The 23,535-nt window shown below is 38.1% G+C and carries 21 protein-coding genes and 1 tRNA gene; 19 read left to right on the top strand and 3 right to left on the bottom strand.

Features of this window, described 5'->3' with window-relative positions:
- Window positions 1–1,183: 1,183 nt before the first annotated feature.
- Together ACDE64_RS16155 and ACDE64_RS16150 are read right to left on the bottom strand one after the other, a co-directional pair.
- Window positions 1,184–1,948 carry a hypothetical protein gene (locus ACDE64_RS16155; protein ID WP_411347501.1) on the bottom strand — a complete coding sequence of 255 codons (765 nt, stop codon included), beginning with the start codon at window positions 1,946–1,948 and terminating at the stop codon, window positions 1,184–1,186.
- Window positions 1,949–2,040: 92 nt separating this feature from the next.
- Complete coding sequence (locus tag ACDE64_RS16150; protein WP_411347500.1) at window positions 2,041–2,886, bottom strand: hypothetical protein; 846 nt, start codon at window positions 2,884–2,886, stop codon at window positions 2,041–2,043.
- A 713-nt stretch (window positions 2,887–3,599) separates the two neighbouring features.
- On the opposite strand from ACDE64_RS16150, the gene ACDE64_RS16145 reads away from it, so the two are divergent.
- The gene (locus tag ACDE64_RS16145; protein WP_411347499.1) at window positions 3,600–4,472 is read left to right on the top strand and encodes an IS982 family transposase; all 873 of its coding nucleotides are present in this window, start codon (window positions 3,600–3,602) and stop codon (window positions 4,470–4,472) included.
- Between the two features lie 59 nt (window positions 4,473–4,531).
- Here ACDE64_RS16145 and ACDE64_RS16140 read toward each other — a convergent pair whose 3' ends face one another.
- On the bottom strand, window positions 4,532–5,374 hold the full coding sequence (locus ACDE64_RS16140) for an AraC family transcriptional regulator (RefSeq protein WP_411347498.1): 843 nt from the start codon (window positions 5,372–5,374) through the stop codon (window positions 4,532–4,534).
- A 162-nt stretch (window positions 5,375–5,536) separates the two neighbouring features.
- On the opposite strand from ACDE64_RS16140, the gene ACDE64_RS16135 reads away from it, so the two are divergent.
- The 18 genes from ACDE64_RS16135 (at window position 5,537) to ACDE64_RS16050 (ending at window position 23,523) form a co-directional block, all read left to right on the top strand.
- Window positions 5,537–6,196, top strand: a complete 660-nt coding sequence (locus ACDE64_RS16135) for a ThuA domain-containing protein (protein ID WP_411347497.1) — start codon at window positions 5,537–5,539, stop codon at window positions 6,194–6,196.
- A 199-nt stretch (window positions 6,197–6,395) separates the two neighbouring features.
- Complete coding sequence (locus tag ACDE64_RS16130; protein WP_411347496.1) at window positions 6,396–7,499, top strand: Gfo/Idh/MocA family protein; 1,104 nt, start codon at window positions 6,396–6,398, stop codon at window positions 7,497–7,499.
- Window positions 7,500–8,138: 639 nt separating this feature from the next.
- Window positions 8,139–8,819: a uracil-DNA glycosylase gene (locus ACDE64_RS16125; protein WP_411347495.1), complete on the top strand. Its 681-nt coding sequence runs from the start codon at window positions 8,139–8,141 to the stop codon at window positions 8,817–8,819.
- A gap of 23 nt (window positions 8,820–8,842) precedes the next feature.
- Window positions 8,843–9,259 carry a hypothetical protein gene (locus ACDE64_RS16120; RefSeq protein ID WP_411347494.1) on the top strand — a complete coding sequence of 139 codons (417 nt, stop codon included), beginning with the start codon at window positions 8,843–8,845 and terminating at the stop codon, window positions 9,257–9,259.
- 226 nt (window positions 9,260–9,485) lie between these two features.
- A complete protein-coding gene (locus ACDE64_RS16115) occupies window positions 9,486–12,140 on the top strand; it encodes an Ig domain-containing protein (RefSeq protein WP_411347493.1) in 2,655 nt (884 codons plus the stop codon).
- A gap of 541 nt (window positions 12,141–12,681) precedes the next feature.
- A complete protein-coding gene (locus tag ACDE64_RS16110) occupies window positions 12,682–12,960 on the top strand; it encodes a hypothetical protein (protein ID WP_411347492.1) in 279 nt (92 codons plus the stop codon).
- A 153-nt stretch (window positions 12,961–13,113) separates the two neighbouring features.
- Window positions 13,114–13,869 (top strand): hypothetical protein, encoded by a 756-nt coding sequence (locus tag ACDE64_RS16105; RefSeq protein WP_411347491.1) that lies wholly within the window; start codon window positions 13,114–13,116, stop codon window positions 13,867–13,869.
- Window positions 13,870–14,136: 267 nt separating this feature from the next.
- Window positions 14,137–14,208, top strand: a tRNA-Val gene (locus ACDE64_RS16100).
- Window positions 14,209–14,339: 131 nt separating this feature from the next.
- The gene (locus ACDE64_RS16095) at window positions 14,340–15,263 is read left to right on the top strand and encodes a tyrosine-type recombinase/integrase (RefSeq protein ID WP_411347490.1); all 924 of its coding nucleotides are present in this window, start codon (window positions 14,340–14,342) and stop codon (window positions 15,261–15,263) included.
- A 406-nt stretch (window positions 15,264–15,669) separates the two neighbouring features.
- On the top strand, window positions 15,670–16,179 hold the full coding sequence (locus ACDE64_RS16090; protein WP_411347489.1) for an NUMOD4 domain-containing protein: 510 nt from the start codon (window positions 15,670–15,672) through the stop codon (window positions 16,177–16,179).
- A 690-nt stretch (window positions 16,180–16,869) separates the two neighbouring features.
- Window positions 16,870–17,331, top strand: a complete 462-nt coding sequence (locus ACDE64_RS16085; RefSeq protein WP_411347488.1) for a hypothetical protein — start codon at window positions 16,870–16,872, stop codon at window positions 17,329–17,331.
- Window positions 17,332–17,352: 21 nt separating this feature from the next.
- On the top strand, window positions 17,353–18,249 hold the full coding sequence (locus tag ACDE64_RS16080; protein WP_411347487.1) for a DUF5309 family protein: 897 nt from the start codon (window positions 17,353–17,355) through the stop codon (window positions 18,247–18,249).
- 84 nt (window positions 18,250–18,333) lie between these two features.
- Window positions 18,334–18,516: a helix-turn-helix domain-containing protein gene (locus ACDE64_RS16075; RefSeq protein ID WP_411347486.1), complete on the top strand. Its 183-nt coding sequence runs from the start codon at window positions 18,334–18,336 to the stop codon at window positions 18,514–18,516.
- 191 nt (window positions 18,517–18,707) lie between these two features.
- On the top strand, window positions 18,708–19,544 hold the full coding sequence (locus tag ACDE64_RS16070; protein WP_411347485.1) for a hypothetical protein: 837 nt from the start codon (window positions 18,708–18,710) through the stop codon (window positions 19,542–19,544).
- A 12-nt stretch (window positions 19,545–19,556) separates the two neighbouring features.
- A complete protein-coding gene (locus tag ACDE64_RS16065; RefSeq protein WP_411347484.1) occupies window positions 19,557–19,733 on the top strand; it encodes a hypothetical protein in 177 nt (58 codons plus the stop codon).
- 33 nt (window positions 19,734–19,766) lie between these two features.
- Window positions 19,767–20,876, top strand: a complete 1,110-nt coding sequence (locus ACDE64_RS16060; RefSeq protein ID WP_411347483.1) for a hypothetical protein — start codon at window positions 19,767–19,769, stop codon at window positions 20,874–20,876.
- A 580-nt stretch (window positions 20,877–21,456) separates the two neighbouring features.
- Entirely contained in the window at window positions 21,457–21,858 is a 402-nt protein-coding gene (locus ACDE64_RS16055; protein ID WP_411347482.1) for a hypothetical protein, read from the top strand.
- A gap of 66 nt (window positions 21,859–21,924) precedes the next feature.
- Window positions 21,925–23,523, top strand: coding sequence for a terminase large subunit domain-containing protein (locus ACDE64_RS16050; RefSeq protein ID WP_411347481.1), 1,599 nt, complete (start codon window positions 21,925–21,927; stop codon window positions 23,521–23,523).
- Window positions 23,524–23,535 lie beyond the last annotated feature (12 nt).

The following is a 23,535-nucleotide window of genomic DNA, read 5'->3' as shown; positions in this document are numbered from 1 at the left end:
TGCAATTAAGATACGTGAAAACGCAGGGGGTCAGCAAGAATGACAACCTGCGTTTTGCTATATACCTCTATTTGTACATATTAAATTGTTCTGGTGTTATAACAGAGTATATAGTGTAAACATACTATATTAAATTATTTTTTATAACACGTTACATTCGTATATAATCGTAATAAGTGAAACTGGCAAAATAATTGCGAGTTTCGTAAAGTTGTGCAAGGGGCCTAGTGCGCCAACACTTTTTTAAGGCCCCTATTTTTGCTGTTCATACATGCGCTCAGAAAGTTTAAAATTGCTGATGCAAATGTTAGAACTACAACTAGCTCTAAAAGCAAGGTATGCACTATGGCACCTCCCTTCTTACTAGCATAAGTATTATTATAAGATTATAAATTGTCATGGATAGAGGACTTACTTTCTTTGTTTTTCGTGTTTATCGTATAGAATAAAATTTCCGAGAAACTTTATTTTATACGATAAATTGTGAAAAATTTGAGAACCTTTTGATTATATCTTTGACTTTTTTACATGATGACTTCGAAGTTTTTCTACTTGATCATAATTACCAAGTTCTATATAATTTGAAAAGGCACCTCATTTTTCAATGAATTGGGGTGATACCGTGAAAAGAAGTCATTGGAGCTTTGTTGTACGTATTTTATTTGTTGTTATTGTAGCAATCGCAGCTCTATTCTTTTTTTCTGGTACAGTGAGTTAATACATTAACTACGGTGCCAAAAAGATTACCTCAACAGGGGTAGTCTTGAAGGTACAAAAGACATAAAAAATCAAAACTACTTTATCAATGATTATTGAATATATCATGAAACCATCGAACTTACTGGATACCTTTACAGTGAGTTTTATTTGATAGAGATATAGTGAAAAGATCTGTACATAGAGAAGTAAAGACAGATATGGAGTTAATAGCTGCTACTTTATCTGAGGGGCGTGTACAATTAGAGGATGCTTCCAAGACAATCGTTGATTATGGCGGATCTGTAAAAATTTATACGCCAGACTTTGTGAAGATACAGGATACATATTATTCGCGTGCTTCACATGTATTTAAAGTGTCCACTCCTAAATTGAAGCATGTAAAAAAAGCACTTTGTCAGTGAGAATGACAAGGTGCTTTCATTATTATTTTATGCTTCAAATTTTTTTCATTATTATCTTCTTGTTAATCTTTTGAATTTTCTGATTCGCCTAAATAATGTATGTCTACGATATGCAGCCTATTTATTAAAATCTCTTCCCAAGCAGCTTTTAATGCATTATTTAAATTTACTTCAATTTCTTTGTTGTGATCAAAATTATATTGAGATTCTAAAGGTTTAATAATATAATCGCCACGTTTTGTAATATTTAAAAGCTCACACTTATAATTAGAATTATTTGATGTTGTAATATAGAGAATTGGTTTTTCTATTACATCGATTGAAAACAGTTTTGTAAAACCTTCCAGACAAATAATTACTGTTTTACACATTATATAACAGATGATAATGCCTACTATAATAGAGGCAATACCTATTATACCGTTCCATGAAATAAAGTCTTTAAAAGAAAAAGTGGTGAAAGTAAAAATATAGCCTATCACTACTACCAATGTAGCAATAGTTGCTATATAGAGAAAAAAAGTAGATAAATACAAAGATTTTTTTTGATTTGATCGAATACTTTCTTTATTTATAGTGATAAATATCCCAATAAATGGAATTATTAGAGTTAATACGAAAAATTTTGTATAGTAAGTTCCCAACACACTTGCAATAGAATAGCTGAGTACTAAAGCTGTAATAAAAAAAATAGGTGAAATAATCCAAATGTTAACTTTTCTTGCAATTCTAAACTTTGTCTCGATTTTCTCGATTTCGCTTATGTTTAAGTCTAATTTATCAATAGCGTTAAATGCTGTAGATAATAAAGAGTTAATTAAAGCCAAGTTCATTACTCCTCGCTTGAATAGAATGATAGATGTTTTTTTATTTATCAAAGTATTCTCAATATATAACGTTCTCAAAATCAACCCAAAACTTAATTAACTTTTAGGAACTCATCAACAAAACGCTTTCGATCAGCATCATTAAAATATTTGTCACTAATTTGAACACGCCACTGAGAATTTCCATCAGATGGATCACTGGTTTTTAGCGTATCAAAGTCGACACCGCCGTAGAATTTTTTTGCTTCATCTTCTTTAAGATCAATAGAATAGGTTTCTCCATTAAAAGGAACCGTCATCTTAATTTCATTCGCAGCGGGAAATTCTTTTAACAGACGAGTAGATTCTTCCATGAGAATTTTTTTGATTATATCGCCAGTGCTGAAATAATCATCATAAATACTTTGGGTAGCTTGCGACTGAGGATTAGCAGCTTTGTACTGTTTGAAACTGGAAAAGTAAGCTATGGAGATATCATTCTTTCCAACATTTACATCTTTGATAAAGGGACTACCACGTAACATACCGGCATAAGTTAGAACCGCTTCTTTATCAAGAGTCTGCTTAGTCTCAACGTAAATATTTTCTTTTCCTTCAGTAGATTTTGCTGGATCTGAAGCTATTTCAGTTGTAGAAGAAGTGGCTTGCTGATCGTCATTTAACTCACTTAGTTGACCAGCATTTGTAGAGGTAGCATCTTGCGCTGGTTCAGCTTCAGCCACTTCGTGAGTAGTAGCAGCTTGTTCAGGTTTAGTAATGCGCGCTGTTTGCCCCTTATTAGGATCAATGATCGTTAAGAGAATAACCCCACCTAGCAAAATCCACATGATTCGAAATTGCTGTTTAGCTTTGGGTGAGCCTTTCTTTCTTGATCTAATGGCTAATACTAAATAGACGATAAAACCAATGGTGATCATAGCACCTAAAAATCCGATCATTCTCAATATCCCCTTTTATATGTAAGATCATGGGAATAGTATATAGGAACTAGGAAACTAGGTCTACATATTTATGGATAATGAGTAAAATTATGAATTTATTATTGGAACAGATTATATCAGTGAAATGTACATATATAAGATTAATTACTATTTACTTAAATGAAAAAGATATTGGTATCGCATAGGAAAGAGCAGAAAGTAATTTTGAACTTCTTGATCAATCCCTAATTATAAGATATAAAATTAAATTTCAATGTTTCATGAGAGTAATATACTTATTCTACATTCAGTATAAGAGCGGAGTGGAATAAGTTGACTATTGCTAATTTTGATAGGTACTTCTATAAACCTAAAAATATTGTTTCTGTTGTTCCATTTTTAGATATGCTGGATGAGACAAGTGAATACACAGCTATAGAAGAAGAGTTCCTCTAAAATTATGATGCTTATCTTAATAAAACTAAATATTCATACGTCCTGTTTTCCTACAAAAATCCCCTCCGGCCTCCAATGTTTGTCCCTATCATAGTAAATACCTTTTTTTACTTTATATACCATTTTTTACGTTATATACCATTAATGATAATATAAGGATTGCGTCTTTTCTATTGTGCAAATTCGTGGTGCTAGTTGAAAAATAAAAATAGCCTTTGCCCAGAAAAACGTCCAAAATAAAAGTGACCAAACCCCATTTTGGAAGGTGGATTCCTGTGCAAAGACATCTTTATTGTACACAAAAACCATGCTCGGTACAAAGCCAATTTGTCGCTATTTTGAGAAAAGTTCAGCAGGAATGGAAAGCTGTTGCTCCGTTTCTGAAACGAAAAAACCACCATCTGCTTCAGCAAAGCGATGCCCATATCCTGACGCTTCATCTGCTGGGAAAAGGGCTAGGATTCACCTCCGAACGTGCCTGGCATCGCTTTATCCAAGGGAATTTAGGTACTGTCGTCGAACGTTCTCGGTACAATCGGCGATGCCGAGATCTTCGCTTCGCGCTCAAGTGGTTACGTAAACGACTCTCTTCGCCAGAGTTCGGCGGCCCTTACTCCATCGTCGACAGCCTTCCTCTTCCCTTGTGCCACCCCGTTCGTTTAGCGAGAGCACGAAGCTTTCGAGGGCTAGCTGACGTGGGGTATTGCGCTTCCAAACGAAGTCATTATTATGGATTCAAGCTACACGTGCAAATCGACTCCTTCGGTTTTGTCCAACGTTACGTCTTGTCGGCTGCTTCGGTTCACGATGTACAGATCGTAGAAGAGTTACTTTGCCAGGCACCTTCTGCTTTTGTTCTTGGAGACAAAGGCTATCTCAGTCACGCGGTACAGGTTCGTTTGAAACAACACTTGGGCACGCTCCTTTGTGTGCCCACTCGTTCGAACAGCAAAGAGCAACGGTGGACGCCAGCCTTTACACGCTGGATGCGACGCAAACGCAAACAAATCGAAACCGTATTTTCCATCTTAGTGACTCGGTTTGCTCTATCTTCGATCCGTTCGAAGAGTCCAGCCGGATTCGAAACGAATGTAGATGGAATTTTGCTAGCCTATACGCTTTGGAAATTAGGTGTCATTCCAGATTAGTTTTAACTAGCACCACGGGTTGTGCAAGTAATCTAATACATAATTATAATATGTACAGTTCAAACTTTCCCTCGCAAATCCGAAGGCTTACATCCCCGCAACTGCCGAAACACCCGATTAAACGTGCGAATATTCCCGAACCCGCAATCCAGCGCAATATCCAACAATCGCTCATCTGTATGTACAATCTGCTGCTCCGCTCGCCGAATCCGCAACTCATTCACATACGTGTTATACCCCATCCCAGTCACATTTTTGAAAAAACGAGAAAAGTGAAACACACTCATCCGCGCATAGTCCGCACCATCCTGTAAGGTCAACGGCTGCGTACAGTGTTGCTCCAGCTGATCAAGTAGCTCCTGCATCATTTTCAAATGAGCAGTGGAGCGGTGTTGACGCTTCTGCTCACTCGATCCAGCAGGAATATGCCGCTCAACCAGTCCACATAACAATTGCAGCAACCCGGTAATAATCATCTCCGACGGCTCTGCTTGCTGATCCTCTACATATAGCGCATGCATAACGGGTGCCAGTTGTTCTAACGCCTGCTGTCGCTCCACAGTCATCCCATCCATAGATGTAATAAAATGCGAACGAAAATCCTGCTCCACGGGCCAACCTGCCGGACTGCCAATCAGACGCGGGTTGAAAATGATCATAATGATCTCTGATTCGCCGCGACTGCTATCGTAATAATGAATATCCCCACTACCGCAAAAGGCAAATTCCCCCGCCTTCAATACCCGTGTCTCATAATTAATCCCAATCTGCAAACTGCCTTCTGTCACATACATAAATTCCAGATCGTGATGCCAATGCGCCAGAAAGCTAATATTGCGAATCCGTCCGATCTGCACTGGCAGCCCTTTGCCATAGGTACGATTCTCATGAAACGCCCGCATCTTCGTCACCTCATTATGAATTTCATCTGCCCCTAGATTAGCAAAAAATGTCCACTTCCACAACGAAAATGGCGCGCATCATGTATGCGTTTACTTTACAATGTGGCTGTACATGTGAAATCAGCATGAATATCGAAGCCTACAGATGGGAGCGTTCTACAAATGAGCAAACAAGCATTGATCGTCAGCGGCGGTTGGGATGGACATCAGCCGAAGGAAGTTGCCGATTTATTCGCCGAATTATTGCGCGCAGAAGATTTTGAAGTAGAGATTGCGTATACATTGGATGCTTTTCTGGATGAGGAGAAACTGATGCAATTGGATCTGATTGTGCCCGTATGGACGATGGGGGAGATTAGCAATGAACAGCTACAACCAGTATTGAACGCGGTCTCGTCAGGTGTTGGTCTTGCTGGCTGTCACGGCGGTATGTGCGACTCGTTCCGTAACAGTGTAGAGTGGCAATTTATGACCGGATCGCAATGGGTCGCACATCCGTTTAATGATGGGGTAGAGTACGACGTGCGAATTGTACAAACATCGTCCAGCCCACTGGTTGAACAGATCCCCGATTTCAAAGTCGTGTCTGAGCAGTATTATTTGCACGTTGACCCCGCAGTGGATGTGCTGGCAACAACGACGTTCCGTATTAGCGAAGGCGCACATTCTGCCAACGGGGAGATCGTCATGCCGGTCGTTTATACGAAGAAATGGGGCAAAGGCAAAGTGTACTACAATTCACTCGGTCACCAAGTCAACATTTTCGATATTCCCGAAGCAAAAGAATTGATGCGCCGCGGACTAATATGGGCAGCACGCTGATCTGACTGGACAGAGATTCAGATTGAGGGAAATTCTAATCTAGCATTAATTTTCTAATCATATACATGTATGAATATACACAGAACCATGGCAATAAGCCCATGTCAAAGCACCCTATAGGTCAACGAACATGTAATAGGTCGACAAACATGTCACAATAGTCTTCTTCTACTTTATACAATAGAAAGGTGAATCCCTTATGAGCAAAGTGAAAATCGGTATCATCGGCTGCGGTAATATTAGCAGCATTTATTTGGAAAATCTCACCCGCACCTTCGTCAATACCGAAGTCTACGCTTGCGCCGACTTTAATGAAGACAAGCTCAACGAAGCCACCGAGCAATACGGCATCCCGAATCGCTGGACAGCTGAGCAGATCATCGCCAGCGATGAGATCCAATTGGTTGTCAATTTGACCACGCCACCTGATCATTACGCCATCTGTCGCCAAGCATTGGAAGGCGGCAAACATGTCTACGTGGAAAAGCCACTCTCGCTGTCATATGAGCAAGGAAGCGAACTTGTACAACTCGCACAATCCAAAGGACTGCTACTAGGCGGCGCCCCCGACACTTTCCTTGGTGCAGGTTTGCAAACATGCCGTAAACTCATCGACGACGGTTATATCGGCGATCCAGTAGCCGCGACTGCCTTTATGGTCAACCATGGACACGAAAGCTGGCACCCCAACCCATCCTTTTATTACAAACAAGGTGGAGGTCCGATGTACGATATGGGACCGTACTACCTGACCGCATTAATTTCCTTACTCGGACCGGCACAATCCGTATCTGGTATGACTAAAACGTCGTTGCCTCAACGCACCATTACCAGCCAACCGCGTTACGGCGAGATCATCGACGTCGAAGTGCCAACCCATATTACCGGCACCATCCGTTTCCAAAATAATGCCATCGCCACCATGATCACCAGCTTTGACATCTGGAGCAGCACCTTGCCATACATCGAAATCTACGGCACTCTTGGCACCCTGATCGTGCCAGACCCGAACACATTCGGTGGTCCAATCCGCCTTCGTCCAGCAAACAGCACTGAATTCATGGAATTCCCACTCATCCATCAATACGAAGAAAACAGCCGCGGCATCGGCATTTCCGACATGGCACACTGCATCCAACACGGCGGCACCCCAAGAGCCAACGCTCACCTAACTAGTCACGTCCTCGAGATCATGCAAGCCTTCCACACCAGCGCCGATTCCGGTACCCATCACACTCTCGAATCCACATGCACCCAACCAACCCCACTCAGCCCCAGCCTACTCAAAGGCTACATCAACTGAATTTCAAAAACAGAGTGAAAATCAACCTCGAAAACTAACCTCTCAAGCACCCTTACCCAAAGTGGTGCTTTTCTTATTTATTTCTCTTTAAGTAAGAAGACAAAACCATAGCTACACCCATTCGCAACCGCAAAGAAGAGAATCCAGTACATTTTATCAACACGGTTCTTTCCAATTTGCTCCCCCCCACCCAAGCAGTCTTTTTAACCCGTAACTCTGAACAGCAACTTTTTGCAATGCACTAACATATGTTTAAGTTTTTTACATACCATTGATAAGTAACACCAAGCGGAGGGAAGGGAATAAGGGAAAAGGACGACTTTGGAGGGGCGTGAATCTACAATAACGATCTCATCCGTAGATTCGCGCGGCTCCACTGGAGTCCGTTCCCTTATCCATTCCCGCAGCGCTGTACCTCCCAACTCCCCATCAACAAAACACATCCTATCTCCCAAAGTTCCCCTCTCAAAGCCAAAAGTTAAAAAACCTGCTTCCCCCCAACGAATACATTATTATAAAATCAGGGTAATAAACCAAAGAACGCTACCACAACAGTCATACAGCTGCATCATCCTCACCAAGCAACACACCTCATAGCAGCATGCAGTTGCCACGACACATCATCATACGAAAGAAAGGATGTTACACATGTTTGGAAACGATTGGGATGATATACTGAAAGAAGAGATGGAGAAGCCTTATTTCAAGGAGCTTATGAGCTGGCTAGACGTGGAATACGAGCAGCACACGATCTACCCGCCGCGTGATTTATTGTTTCAAGCCTTTCGTCTAACCCCGTATTCGGAGGTCAAAGCCGTCATTTTAGGGCAGGACCCATATCATGGAGCAGGGCAGGCAGAAGGGTTAAGCTTTTCCGTACAACCGGGCGTCAAAGTACCGCCATCCTTGCGCAATATTTACATAGAATTGCAGGAAGATACAGGTGCACCGATTCCGAAGCATGGTTCGCTCGTTAGTTGGGGCAAGCACGGCGTGCTGCTGCTCAACACAGCGCTGACCGTCCGTGCCGGTCAAGCCGCTTCACACCGTGGCAAAGGCTGGGAGAAGTTTACGGATGCTGTGATCCGATTGTTAAATGAACGTCCAAAGCCGATAGTGTTCATACTATGGGGCAATCACGCGGCAGAGAAGGAAGTGCTCATCAACACAGAGCATCATGCGATTATTCGCTCGGCGCATCCAAGTCCATTTGCCGCACGCAAAGGCTTTTTCGGCAGTCGTCCATTTTCGCGAACCAATGATTTTTTAACCGAACAGGGCCAGCAGCCGATTGACTGGACCATTCCGGAGTTGACCTGATTATGGGGCATGGAGGTGGGATCTTGAAACGGTGGGAAGGGAAGAAAGTCGTGATTACGCGTGATGATGAGTACCGTTCTAGACTGTATGGCACGATTCAGATCTGGGATGTGGACAAGAACCGACTCGTACTACAACCCGGTTCGGTGCATGTGTTATTAAATGATATTTTGCATATCAAGGAACTAGACAAGCTGCCTCAAGATTTGAATTCGGCGGCATGGGAGCTGAATGCAGTCGGTTATGTGATGAAGCAGCCCGTTCAATTTGACAATGCGATTCTGTTCAGCTCCAAGGTGATGATCTGGAAAGGGGACGAACTGATCGAGCCGTTCGCCAAGCTGGTGCGACATAATCGTGAGCGCGTTATCCTGGATGACCAACGCGTATTTGCGAAAGCTGATTATCAGTTTGTCGTTCGTTCGCGTCGCGGTTGTTAAATGACAGGAGCTTAGAAACCGCATAGCTAGGGCATCTATAACGCTTACAACTAAAGTTAAATCAAGCTTCAAACTAATCGCGACTATCGTCTTGTATACAGGACGATAGTCTTATTTTGGGAAAAATTAGTGTTTATTTGCGGAAAAACCTTCAAATTTTCGCCTATCGCTCCGATATAAGTTAAGGACTGGACGCAGATAATACTATAATTAAGGGGAGAAAATAATGACACAAACGGCAAGATTGGGGAAACTGGTACTGTTGTTGGCAATAATCTTAGGTTTATTCCCAGCATCGACCTTTGCTGCAGACACAACTGTAGCCTCCATCAAATTCTCCGATTCTACAACATTGGATTTGTCCATCGACAGTGGCGAAACCGAATTGACTTTGTATGCTATCCAAAGCGATGGAACCAAAACAGATATTACAACGACGGCAACGTGGGCAACAAGCTCCTCTACAATCGTTGAAGTTAGCCAAGGCGTAATCAAACCGCTTGCAGCAGGTACGGTAACCATTACTGCCAAATATAGCGGATTTACAACAACTAGAAAAGTCGTAGTCACTTCACCGTATACTAAGTTAGCTTTGTCTCCTTCTTCGGACAAAATCACTAATGTAAATATCGATGAGCCGTATACATTTACTGCAAAAGCAACCAAGAAAGACGGTACTGTAGTAGATGTGAGCGATCTGGCTACGTGGTCTACATATGACACGAAGATCGCAACTGTAGATGATGGTAAAGTAGATGGCGTTGCACAAGGTTCCACTACATTGACTGTTAGTTATCTAGGTCTTACCGACAGCACAACGATTTATGTGCGTACATCTTTTGACGGATTGAATCTGACACCAGAAACGGATCAAGTTATGTTTGTCGGTCAAAAATCGGCTGCGATCAAAGCAGAAGTGATTGATTCCGATACAACAACAGACGTAACGAGCAAAACAACTTGGACTTCGTCCACACCGCTCAATGTAACGGTAGATAGCGGCGTATTGCAGGCATGGACAGCGGGATCAGCAACGATCACCGCTAAATATCAAGGCTTCACCAAGTCGTTTGATGTAACAGTCTACAAAAAGATGAAGAAAATCGAAGCAAGTGTAGAATCGATCGATCTGACTCCAGATCAAACGCTCACACTGCCTACTGTCAAAGGAACAGCGTTGGACGGTACAACGACAGACCTGTCCAAAGCAATGACATGGGAAGTGGATAGCAATATTGCGACACTGACTAGCACCAGCATCGTTGGTGAAAATATCGGTACAGCAAGTCTGATTGGTACCGTTGGTAATCTGAAAGTAACGATTCCGGTAACGGTAGCTAGTTCGTATAGCGATTTGAGCCTGTCTATCGGTTCCGAATTGAATCTGAATATCGGTGATTCCCAACAGATTACAGTTACAGCTACACAAGAAGATGGTACGACAGCAGATGTTACCGATCTGGATACAGTTACTTGGTCCACTTACGATAGCAAAATCATCAAAGTCGTAGACGGCAAAGTAACAGGCTTGTCCGCTGGTAAAACAACATTGACTGTCAAATACAAAACGTTAACTACTACTGCTACACTATATGTTCGTTCTTCCTTCCAAGGTCTGATTCTAACTCCAGAAGACGATCAAGTGATGTTTATCGGTCAAACGCCAACTCAGATCAAAGCTGAACTGGCAAATGCGACAGATGTCAAAGATATCACTTCGGATGTAACATGGACATCTTCCGCTCCACTGGTCGCAACGGTAGACAAAGGTGTGCTTACTCCATGGGTAGAAGGCACATCGACGATCAAAGCGCAGTACGAAGATTTCACGAAGAGCTTCAAAGTTACGGTATACAAAACAATGAAAAAGTTGGAACCAGACGTAACTTCCATTGATCTGGTTACTGGCAAATCCGTGACGTTGCCAAAAGTAACGGGTACAGCGGTAGACGGTACAACAACGGATCTGTCCAAAGTTGTAGATTGGACAGTAGACGGTTCTGCTGCATCTCTGACTAGCACGAAGATTACTGGTGAAACTGCCGGTAATGTAAATCTGGTCGGTACGGTAGGCAATATGCAAGTGACTGTTCCGGTTACTGTGAAAACAGAAATCCTCAACCTGACTCCAAGCGCAACTAGCTTGAGCGTGGTAGTTGGAGCAACAGCTGCAATCCCGACGGTACAGGCAGTAGCGGCAGACGGCACTACTTCAGATGTAAGTGACGATATCGTATGGACATCCAGTTCCAACAAATTGTTGGTTCAAGGCGATAACGTGAAAGCACTTGTCAAAGGTACAGCTTCCCTCAAAGGAACGTACTTGAACGAAACCGTTCGCGTTAGCGTGAAAATGGAAGGCAAACTGGCTTCTATCGTAGTAACGCCAACCGATATCGATCTAGCGATTAACAAAAGCAAATCGATCAAAGTTACAGGTAAATATACAGATGGCAAATCAGTTACCTTGTCCACCAAAATGAATTGGGTATCTTCGAACACATCAGTAGCGACAGTAAAAGGTTCTTCCGTGAAGGCGATTGGTATGGGTACAACAACGCTGACCGGATCGTATCAAGGTCTGACTGCTACAGTGAAAGTAACGGTAAGTGCACAGCTCAAAAAGCTGACGCTATCCGAAAAATCGCTGAAAATGACGACAGGCACAACAACGATCTTGCTGGTGACTGCGGAATATGATACTGGCGAAACCGTAGATGTTAGCCAAAATGCAACATGGACATCGTCCAAAACGAATGTAGCAACAGTAAGCAATGGTAAAATCAGCGCTGTTGCCAAAGGAACATCCGCTATTCGTGTCGAATTTGACGGCAAACGTGTAAGCACCAACGTAACTGTCAAAGACGCAGCAAGTAAATAATCCCTTTTTATAGCGACTTGTCCAGTCTGGTTAATGGATACATCCGTTAATCGTAGCTTGTCCGGCAGTATGTTGCCGGGGATTGAATGCAATAGCATATGATAAAGCTTGAGCCGTTTCCTTTCTTTATTGAAGAGAGGAAGCGGCTTTTTGTTGTTAAACAGCTAGCTGACTGAACAGTTGAATAGTGAGTGGAGATAGTAAAGCTGGATGGAGGATGTACTGAACTAGTATTTTCAGGGGAAACGCGGCAGTAGCTAAAAGACGGAATGTAGATGGGGAGGAACCTTCAAAATGTTGTTGCCAAAAAGCAATGGCAGTTTTATAATAAACAAGAACATATGTTCCTTCTTATTATTAGTCGAATACATATATCGGATTGAATATATACATCGTAATTGCATTAAGGTACAACAGTGATCTATGATTGCCTATTTGCGAATAGGAATGGAACTCAATCGAATTAGATTGAATTGATTTGGTTTGATTGTTGCTTGGTTTGGATTGCACCAGCTCTGGAAAAGTACAGGAGGCGACAGATATGCTGGATGATACGGAACGCAAGCTACTACGAGTATTATTTAACTTTTTTGCTTCCAGAAGGCGAATGCCGGTATGGAAAGAATTGACCGCTATAACGTATAAGACTCGTGCTCAGCTGACGCAGACGTTGTTGTCGTTGGAATCCCATCAATACATACACTGGCAAGATCAGTCTGGATCTCATACGATTGTTATGATCGAAGGGTGGGAGCGTAAGGATCAGCCGCTACCGCGCCGTTTTGCGCCGACTGATACGTCGTATTGGACGCAATATTAAGTATAAAATGAAGATGAGACGGCTCATTGTTTACAAGTTGGATACAATGACGAGCTTGTACCGATACAACTGTTGGTCAAAGTAAGAGCAGGAACAACAACAGACATCAGGTACATGCATCGAATATATCCCAACTTTAAAGGAGACTTTCACATGAAATCCAAAACATGGATCACCGTCGCACTGGCAGCAGGCATGACACTCACTACATCAGTAGGCGTATACGCAGGCACCAAGCTGGAATCGATCCGCGCCTACGTGAATCATGGTATTCAGATCGAAGTGAATGGTAGTGCCTATACGGCAAAAGGATCGAATGGAGAGCAGCTATCTCCTATCACATACAACGGCTCCACCTATCTTCCAGTGCGTGCGATGGCAGACGCTTTGAGCGTGCCTGTGAATTACAACGCTACCGCAGGCAAAGTATCGCTGGGGACATCGTCTGGCTCGGGAAACACGAACAACGGCAACGGAAGCTCTACTGGCAACACCAACAGTTTGAAATCCATCACCTACACCACATCCCAGATCAATCAGATCAAACAAGCACGTAGCAGCTTTGGCGTAGACGCATTTGCCGTACCATATGCTCCAACTCAGATCGGCAGTCAAGATTCCTTCGTCAAGGTCGCAGCCGCAGACGGCGCAGACAGCGTAAACCTGCTATACAAACACATGCGCGTCTCCGCAGCCGCACGCGATAACAGTGGCGGCGATTTTGGCAAAGGCAGTACTCAGGTGAAGCTGAGTAATGGAGTGACTGGGAACTATTACGCAGCGAGTGGAGATACCGGAGCACAAGTGACCTTTGAATGGAAAGGGAACTATTTTACGATTACAGCGCTGGATAGCAGCCTGACCAAAGATCAGCTGATTGGCGTAGCTGGATCGGTGAGCAAGCTGTAAGATTGGATGAAATGTAACTCTTTTCCCTAGCAAATGATAGGTATGAGAGAAGGATTACAGTTAAGATAGTGCAGGTATGAAATAGATATTTAAGTATGACAAATTCACGAAGATGAATGGAGCATACTATACAGATAATCTAATAAACTACAAGCTGAATAAAAAATCGAGATGTGTGCTGGATGCATACATCTCGATTTTCACTTGGCAAGTTAGGATTGACAGCGCTCTTTTGATTTGATATATTAAATCTTGTGATTGTAATATGACCTGTTAGCTCAGCGGGAGAGCACTATCTTGACAGGGTAGGGGTCAGTGGTTCGATCCCACTACAGGTCATCATATTATATGGACAAAGGGTTTGGATGCGATTTTACACTATGATTATTATAGTGGTCGTATTCAAACCCTTTTTCGTTTGTTTAGACGACAATCTTGCCATTCTTAATTAAATGAGGATGGTGGTCGCTATGTTATTCAAATTTTCACTTCAAGAGTTTCAGTCAGATCGAGAGTACCGCAATATTTCTAATCGTACATTGACTTCATATATGAATGTTATGAAGGAATTTCATGAGTTTGCGATTAAGTATGAAGTAGTAAATTTAGAAGATTGCACAATGTCTATCGTAAAAAACTATTTGATCTACTGCCAGAAACAAAGGGGTAATAATCCGACTACAGTAAATCATAAATTACATGTACTGAAAATATTCTTTAACTACTTTGAGAAAGAATTAGAGATATTTAATCCTAAAACTAATCCAACAAAGCGACTCATGTATACGAAAGAAGATGTTAAAATTGAAGTCTTTTCAGATGAACAAATAAAGCAAATGCTCAAATATTATCAGAAGCTAAAATATAGAGATAAATCGTTGTATGCTTATCGTGGATATTTCTTAATTATTTGGCTGCTTGGTTCTGCTTGTCGTTTAGGAGAAACTGCTAATTTAAAATGGACAGATGTGGATTTACTAAATGGTGTAGTGACTATAATGGGCAAGAAACGTACAGCCAGTTCTATTCCAATGACCGATAAATTAAAAAGTGAATTTCTTGAGTATAAAATGTTTATGGAACACACTTTTAAAACATTGCCTGAATTTGTATTTACAGATCGTTGGGGTAAACCATTAACTGATAATGCAATCAAATGTATCTTCAAGCATCTGAAAGGAAATATGAACTTTAAAAACGTTCGCTTATCTGCTCATACGTTTAGGCATACGGCGGCACATCGTATGTTAGTTGCAGGAGCATCGGTAGCCACTATTCAGAAAATCCTTAGACATGCAAATGTAAGTATGACGCTTCGTTATTTTGCATTGTGGGGTACAGCGTTAAAATCTGAGAATGATAAATTCAATCCACTTAATAATATAGACGTATGATCTAAATTCACAACTAACCGGACAGAGCTATCACGGCTCTGTCTTTTTTATTATTAAAACTATTAAATTAAAATCTCATGTGAGCCGCCTAACACTTTATATAAGGTAGTGTAGAAGTTTTCTCATCCTTGTTGTTTTCTTGTAAATTTCACTCTTAAAATTGATTATAGATGGTTTAAACCAAACTCCAACAAAGAAACACTTTGGAAATGTTTTGGTTGGGTGATCTTGAGAAATATTCGGCGTAACTTAGGACTGTGTGAAGAATGTGGTGTTGAGATTGTGAATAAAAAGAAAGAGCAGATTTATTGTGAGAGTTGTGCGAAAGAAAAACAACGTATTAGAGAATTAGAATATAAAAGAAAAAAAAGAATGAAAAATTAAAAATATAAAAGAAAGGAAATTTATGAAAAAAAGATACAAGTTGCATACAGAAAGATGGAAGTTTATAAAAGGCTATGATAAAAAATATATGGTTTCTAATACTGGATTTATAAAATCTTTTCACAAAGAAGAAGTTTTTTTAAAAAAATATGTAGATTTACATGGGTATGAAACGATAAATTTATATTTAAACGGAAAATGTATAAAATGTGCCGTTCATCGGTTAGTTGCAGAAGCTTTTATTTCCAATCCAGAAAATAAATCGCAAGTTAATCACATTGACGAAGACAAAATAAATAATAACTCTAATAATTTAGAATGGGTAACGCCAAAAGAAAACATGAATCACTCTCAAACTGGAGATAAACACCCAAGATCAAAATTAACAAATGAAGAAGTAGAACAAATGAGAGAGTTACATATTGAAGACCCAAAAAAATTTAATTCGATAAGATTGGCTGAAATGTTTAACATAGGTAAGACTCAAGCTTTTAGGATCATAAAAAAAGAACAAAGATTTTACGAAAAATGAAGATTTTGTCCATAGAGCTAAATTATCAATATCGAAAAAAACCAACAAACATAAGGGATTTTTACTTTAAAATGTATACCCATACTAAGGAGCAGAAAAATAGCCAACACAAAGGTATTTCTGACTCTTAATAAAACCAAAAAACAACCTAAAGGGAGAAATAAAAAATGAACAAAAAAGAATTGGCAACAGCAGTTAAAGGTGTAGTAGAGCAAGTATTGGGAGTAAAAGTTACACAGCCATAAGAATTGGAATTTTGTCCATAGAGCTAAATCTTCAATACTCAAAAAAACCAATAAGCATAAGGATGTTTGATTTTTAATAGGATGCTTATACTAAGGGAGTAAAATCATAAAGATTCAAAAATGAGAAAAAACTAGCGATTGCAAAATAATTAATCGTCAAAAAATAGAGTGATTATAGCAGTTTTTGCTTTGGGAAACTAGTATATACTAAGGAGCCTAAAATTGATAAATTTCATTGGCGGTAAATATTATTTAATTACATCTATTTACCACGAATGAAGGTTATCACCTTCAAATTAATAATGTACATAGATCAATAATAAGCTTGATTTATTCATTATTTTTTCTCCCTATTTGGTTGTGTCTATGAACGCATAGATACAACCTTTTTCTTTACCTTAATTTTTTAAGTAATTACTTTATTTTAGAAAGGATGAATGTATGTATGGAAGACCAAAGTTCTAATCAAGAACAACAAGTAACCTTTAGCGTTGAACAACAAACTAAAATTGATGGAATGTTAGAGGATGCTAAAAAACAATGGGAAGATGAATTTCTGAATCCCGTTATTTCTGAACGTGATGATCTGATGCAATTTAGACCCATTGAGAAATCAGATACTGAATTACAATTAGAATCGCGTGAGAAAGAACTATTTCAGAAGGAAATCAATTATACGTTAAAAGAATCAGAGTTAGAAGATTTTGCAGAATTTTTTCAAGTACATAGTGCAGAAGAATTACAAGCGAAAATTAATAAACTCAATACCATTCTAAATGATCGTAAAATTAAAAATTCTTATATCCCTGAAAATCATAAGTCGCAAAGTCAATATGAGCAAGCACAATCTAAAGGTTCAGTTAAAGATATGATTGCGGCTAAACTATCGAAATTAACCAACAACTAATATAAAAAGGATGATGTTATAATGGCAACTTTTACAAGTGCAGATTTTACTTCTGCACAATCCGTATCCCTCGTTAATGAAATCGCAATGGTAGGTATTCAAGATGCTCCACTACTTTCTATGATTACGGCTCGTGGTCAAATTGGTAAAGCACAAGGACGTATTCAGACTTGGCTAGAATATGCCCTCGACACTTCTAATGCGAGTGGTAAGCCAGAAGGTGAAGACCCAATTGGAACAGTATTTGGTGGTAGACGTGAACTGAATAATGCTCTGGAAATTTTCAGTAAAGCATCTAAGGTCACTGGCACAGCACAAGCGATTGAAAGTGGTATTCTAAGCGCTGAGATTCAAATGAGACTCAAAGAACTTAAAGTAGCAATGAATCAGAAACTAATCTCTGGCACACTCAATGACGGCTCAAATGGTAATCCACGCACTATGAAAGGTTTAGAGAAGTGGGTTCCAGCGGCATCTGTTGTAACTAATACTGCTGTGACAGAAAAAGCAATTAAAGATGCTGTAAGAAAACTATATGATAACGGAACAAATACAGGTGATATTGTTGCCGTATTAAACGCTGATATGAAAGAAGCCGTAGACGAAATCTTTGTTAATCGCACATCTTATCAGCACAATGTGGATGCTCCATTTGGTGCTAACACTTATGGTATGAAGGTGGATCAACTTCAAACAAACTACGGTACAGTAAACTTCCTTGTTGATCGCGCTGCAAGTGCTAATACGATTACATTTGCTAACGCAGATTATCTGTTTATTGATTATTTACGCGCTCCACACTATGAACCATTGGCTCAAACTGGTGATGCTTCTGGTGGCTTTGTAGTAGCAGAAGCAACTTTGCGTATCATGAGTGATAAAGCCGTATCTAAACTCACAATTGCAGCAAGCAAATAACCAATAACTAAAAAAGTGATAGAGGATTTTGATAGTCCTCTGTCACTTTTTTAAATTAAATTAATTAAGTAGGGAGACAATGTAATGAATAATGAGATGAATAGAATGGAATGGAAGTTAAAGCGCATTTCTAAAGGGATTAAACAAAAGGAATTAGCTAAACAATTACAAGTATCTGCTGCTCTACTCTCACAATTTGAACAATGCAAAACAAATATGAATGATGACTTGATAGCAAAGTATCAACAAATTATTGAAGATAACTAAGTTAAGAAATAGGAAATAGAATAATAAAACTAAAGGATGGTGTAACAATGAAGGGATTCATTTCTAACTCTCTGATTTGTAGGGTTGATTCGTAAATCGTAATTAAGTTTATATATTTTATACAATTTAATTGAGTGAACTGAAATGACAGGGAGAACAATAAATCAGGGAGTAACAAAATAGATGGTTAGATGAGAACTTTTCATCTAATTATGAACAATGAACTAAAACAAAAATTCCCGCAATGGGCAAACGAAAATGAAAAAGGCAAGTATAACTTATGTATGAGCGATGATCTAGATAGTTTCATTTCTTGCTTCATACTGAATCAATTATTTGGGTATGAGATTACATATTTTTATTCGTTTACAGATATTTATCAATCTATAACTGTTGATAAAAAAGAAGTGATTGGTGTAGATATAGCGTTAGAACATGGAAAGTGCTGGGATAATCATGTGACCAGAATCAATAGTGAGAGTATGGTTAATCCTCAATCTGCTAACTTGAACAACATTCAAATGATTCATAGTGGAAATTACGCAAATAAGTATAGCGGGTCAACACTATTACAAATAATGAGTTATTATGATATTCCACTTCCTAAAGATAAAGAGATGCTGATGGTACTTTTAGCAATCGACAGTTCTTATTTAGGTCATTATTCAACAAGCGATTATTTTGCTATGATCCATTATCAAATGATGAAGTCATTGGGCTATGATCAAGTGAATACATTTTTGGATACTGTAACCAAAATGGATTTCAATCGTATGAATCAAACCTACAATTTGAAAGACAAGATTAGAGTAGATCAGAATGGTCATTTGCAAACGAATATAAAATTAAAAGAATTAAGTCGTTTATTTAAAAAGGATTTCGTATTACCTATAGATCACTTTATACATAAACAAGCATTGGACAATAAAATAACAAGAATAAATGAACATACAATCAAACCTGATACGGGCATATTTAGTTTGGCGTTAACCGGAAAAGATAAATGTAAATACAGCATAGTCGTTTAATGGAGTGATAAAATGCAGCAGAAATATTTTTATGTATATGATCGAAAATTAGCAAAGCATATTCGTTATGAAAAGGATATTGAATGGATTTGTACAGGATTACATATCAAGACAAAAGATCAATTTTGGCAATTTCCAAAGTCAGAGGAATTGTATCGGATTATGGTTGAGTTTAATCAAGGAAAATAAAGAGATATAAAGAAATAGAATAGGGGAAAATGAATGAATATCGAAAAGATTAAAAAAGGTCAAATCTATAAGAATTATAAAGAATTATGTGAAACATTAGGTGAAAAACCTAAGCCCACTAATTCAAAGCAAGCGCAGATTAAACATTGGAGTAATTATTTTGAACACCATAATGAAGGTCATAAATGGATCATTGATAAGGTTTATAGAAAGCCGAGAGGAAAGCAAACTGCAAAATATGGATTTATCAATGATGTCGAAGAACTGATATTAGATTTACTGATACAAAGTGAGAATAATGGATTATTATTTTTACCTAAAAGTAAACTTTTTAAGTCATTAAATATGGTTAATGGTAATTATAATTTAGGTAGATATCAAATTCCACATCTCAATGAATTAACAAATATAGGTAAATCGGAGATTTTGGAATTCTATGACCTGTCTATGTCTTCAATTGAAAATAGCGTTGTTACTGCTTTAAATAACTTGCAGAAAAAGAAGTTGGTCTTCTGGAATAGGTCAATTACCATATGTCAACTTAATATTGATTTACCTAAAAACGATATTGATTATGTAATTTCAATAAAAGAAGACTATGATGATTATGGAAATTCTACATATGATTATAAATTAGAAAATAAAGTTACAAAAGTTCATAAAAAAGCAAATACAGAGGAAATCAGAAAAATTATAGATATTGAGCGAGAAACCTTAGATGAATTCCAATGTAATAGTGAAAATGAAGTCATAGCAAAATTTCAATGGAAAGCGTATAAACAATCAATCAACAAAAAGCTAAATGATCGTTTAAATATCCTGTATACATATAAGTCCTATGAGATCATTTTTAATGAAGAATATATTGCTACAGCATGGATTGATGTTAAACACTATATATTAGAAGATTATGCACGTAAGCTTAAAAAATCTAATATAAATCAGTCTGTATCTAATAAACTAAAAGAGAATACTGAGAATAGAATTCAAAAAGCTTTAGCCCTAAAGCATCAGAAAGAGAAAGTAAAAGATTATAGAGTACAAAATGAATATTTACATAATACGAAAGAATTGATTAAATTATTAATTGAATGGCAACAGCCAATTTTACAAGAATTAATTAATAATTCCAGTAAAAAGTGAATTATAATTTATAAAATTTTTCAATTATATAAAGGATTTTTTAGATGAAAATTATATAAAAAAAGTACATTGCAGCCTAATAATATAAATATATATATTAGCCACAAATGTACTTTTTTAATCCTTTTTTTGTTTATTTTTTCAATTGAGTAAAAGGTTTTTTGAGTGGAACTTAATTGATATAAAAGTAAAAGGTCAAGACCATCAGCGTAGCAGCGTCACATTCTAACGAATGTTTCGACTGGTACACTGTGTAATCCAATGCTAGCGCATTGTCTTACGTTAGTGTTACATAAAAGTATATTCTAATAATGATCTAGGATGCCCTCAAGGGGTACGGGGATGAAGGGCAGGTCGATTAAAACGATTACGAGCCGCAAGGCGAAGTGTTTTAATCGAGATGGTAATTCCCCGTCATACAATCAGGATATCAATTAAGGGGATAGTTTAAATGAAATCAATCATTAAAATGGCAAGTGTAGAAATATTCCGAAATATGATTATTGTTCCAACCTATATTGGTGCTGGATATGTAATCACGCATCTACTAAGTTTAATCATTTGAATGGAGAGAATGTAAATGACAGTTGAAGAAATGCTAAAGCAATTACCGTACAAAAAGGCTCTGTACATTAAATATAAATTTGATTTATGGTTTGGTAGAGAGAAGCCACCGACAGAACAAGAATTTTTGAAAATGGTAGATTTAAAAACATTCAATACATATATTAGATGGGAACGTACAGCAGAATTTAAACATATCACCTCTATTATACTTGCCACAAAACAAGCAGAAGATTTGATTCTTATCTATAACTTATGTAAGAAGAAAGTAGAACATAGTGAATCACCAGAACCTAAGGATATTGATATGTTGTTAAAGCTTAATAAAGAAATTAATTTACATAAGAAAGAAGCAGAGAACTACTTTAAACGTCATGGTACGGATCAGCAAGAGGAACATGATCACTTAGAATTATAATATTAAAACAGATGAGGGATAGTCTAAATGGGCTATCTCTTTTTGTTATGTAAAGGAAGGGAATGAATGACTACTACAGTAAGTAAGAGTAAGAAGAAAAGTACATTTGATATTGTATATGATGATTTTAAATTATTTAGTAAGAATTTTATAAAGATTGTTGACAATAAAGGGGAAACTGTATCCTTTGTTTTAAATAAGGAACAATCAGAGTTTATTGATAGTATGGGTAAATTTTCACAGGTGCTAAAGTCCAGACAAATAGGATTCTCTACTCTAAGTTTAGCGTATTGTTTATGGAATGCAGTTAAATTTCCTAATACATCTTATATGATTGTTTCTTTGTCCGCAGAATCCGTATCCTCATTATTTAACAAGTTAAAGTTTGCTAATGATAATTTACCGAGGGAGAAGTACAAAGGTAAATTTCCTGATACAGTCAGAGATAATCGTAATGAATTAGTTTTGACCAATGGCTCACGTATACAAGTTGCAAGTAGTGAAGGTAAAAGTGGAAATGTAGGTCGCGGGGGCAACTTTCAATTTATATTATTATCAGAATTTGCTTTTTATCAGAATCAACAAAAAGTATTAACTTCGATTGAACAATCTCTTGCCAAAAATGAGAATAGTAAATTGGTCATCGAGACTACTGCCAATGGTATGAACTTCTATTATGATTTGTTTATGAGAGCATGGAAAGGCAATAGTAATTATAAAGCATATTTTTATAATTGGTTTGCAGATGCGTACAAAGAACAGTTTAGAGAAGATCATGACGAAGCCGAAAAATGGTATTATGCCAAACATAAATATAGATTACGTGAAAATGATTTAGATGAATATGAGAAGAATTTATATAAAAATGGTTGTAATCTGAGATTTTTGATGTGGCGTAGATGGAAATTATCTGGTGGTATGGAGTTATCAGATTTTCAACAAGAATACCCTAGTACACCACAAGAGAGCTTTAAGGTCAGCGGTTATAACGTATTCAACCAAGGTAAGATACTTGAACGTTTAGATTATGCGTTACCAGAGTTATCGTGTAGTGATTTGCAATGTGAACTATCTGAGATGTTATTGAAATTTGTTGGAAAGAAAGGTTTGTCCATCTACCATTTACCCAAACGGAATATGAAATATTATGCCGGAGTGGATACAGCATCTGGATCAAATAAGGATAATAGTACAATTGCTATTTTTGATAGTGAAGGGATACAAGTTGCTAGATTTATGAGTAACCAGATGAGTGTTTATAAATTTGCTGATTTTATTAACGAGATTGGCAGATTTTATAATTATGCTCTACTTTGCGTGGAAAGAAATAGTTATGGATTACCAGTAATTGAGCGTCTACGAGAAACTTATCAATATATGAATATGTATAAACATAAAACCTATGATAAAAAAGGACAGCGTAAACTTAAACTTGGATTTTTGACGACAGATACAACGAAAGTAATTATGATCCAAGATATGAAGGAGCAATTTGAGAAAGAATTAATTCAGATTAATGATAAAGAAACGTTACAGGAAATGATCATCTTTGTTGAGAATGCCAATGGCAAGATGGGTAACAAATCAGGCAATTACCACGATGACTTAGTTATTGCTACAGCACTATGTATTCAAGGGATGAAATCAAATAAATGGTACGTTTAACAACAAATAAAG

Source organism: Paenibacillus sp. WLX2291 (assembly GCF_046603665.1).
Lineage (GTDB): Bacteria > Bacillota > Bacilli > Paenibacillales > Paenibacillaceae > Saccharibacillus.
This window is presented reverse-complemented; position numbering and strand designations above follow the sequence as displayed.

Bases quoted from the DNA above. Each gene is read 5' to 3' on its own strand.
- ACDE64_RS16065 (WP_411347484.1), top strand. From the start codon at position 19,557: ATGCAGCAGAAATATTTTTATGTATATGATCGAAAATTAGCAAAGCAT.
- ACDE64_RS16060 (WP_411347483.1), top strand. From the start codon at position 19,767: ATGAATATCGAAAAGATTAAAAAAGGTCAAATCTATAAGAATTATAAA.
- ACDE64_RS16150 (WP_411347500.1), bottom strand. From the start codon at position 2,886: ATGATCGGATTTTTAGGTGCTATGATCACCATTGGTTTTATCGTCTAT.
- ACDE64_RS16080 (WP_411347487.1), top strand. From the start codon at position 17,353: ATGGCAACTTTTACAAGTGCAGATTTTACTTCTGCACAATCCGTATCC.
- ACDE64_RS16140 (WP_411347498.1), bottom strand. From the start codon at position 5,374: ATGCGGGCGTTTCATGAGAATCGTACCTATGGCAAAGGGCTGCCAGTG.
- ACDE64_RS16125 (WP_411347495.1), top strand. From the start codon at position 8,139: ATGTTACACATGTTTGGAAACGATTGGGATGATATACTGAAAGAAGAG.
- ACDE64_RS16090 (WP_411347489.1), top strand. From the start codon at position 15,670: ATGAAAAAAAGATACAAGTTGCATACAGAAAGATGGAAGTTTATAAAA.
- ACDE64_RS16095 (WP_411347490.1), top strand. From the start codon at position 14,340: ATGTTATTCAAATTTTCACTTCAAGAGTTTCAGTCAGATCGAGAGTAC.
- ACDE64_RS16075 (WP_411347486.1), top strand. From the start codon at position 18,334: ATGAATAATGAGATGAATAGAATGGAATGGAAGTTAAAGCGCATTTCT.
- ACDE64_RS16130 (WP_411347496.1), top strand. From the start codon at position 6,396: ATGAGCAAAGTGAAAATCGGTATCATCGGCTGCGGTAATATTAGCAGC.
- ACDE64_RS16135 (WP_411347497.1), top strand. From the start codon at position 5,537: ATGAGCAAACAAGCATTGATCGTCAGCGGCGGTTGGGATGGACATCAG.
- ACDE64_RS16050 (WP_411347481.1), top strand. From the start codon at position 21,925: ATGACTACTACAGTAAGTAAGAGTAAGAAGAAAAGTACATTTGATATT.
- ACDE64_RS16070 (WP_411347485.1), top strand. From the start codon at position 18,708: ATGAGAACTTTTCATCTAATTATGAACAATGAACTAAAACAAAAATTC.
- ACDE64_RS16115 (WP_411347493.1), top strand. From the start codon at position 9,486: ATGACACAAACGGCAAGATTGGGGAAACTGGTACTGTTGTTGGCAATA.
- ACDE64_RS16085 (WP_411347488.1), top strand. From the start codon at position 16,870: ATGGAAGACCAAAGTTCTAATCAAGAACAACAAGTAACCTTTAGCGTT.
- ACDE64_RS16055 (WP_411347482.1), top strand. From the start codon at position 21,457: ATGACAGTTGAAGAAATGCTAAAGCAATTACCGTACAAAAAGGCTCTG.
- ACDE64_RS16110 (WP_411347492.1), top strand. From the start codon at position 12,682: ATGCTGGATGATACGGAACGCAAGCTACTACGAGTATTATTTAACTTT.
- ACDE64_RS16105 (WP_411347491.1), top strand. From the start codon at position 13,114: ATGAAATCCAAAACATGGATCACCGTCGCACTGGCAGCAGGCATGACA.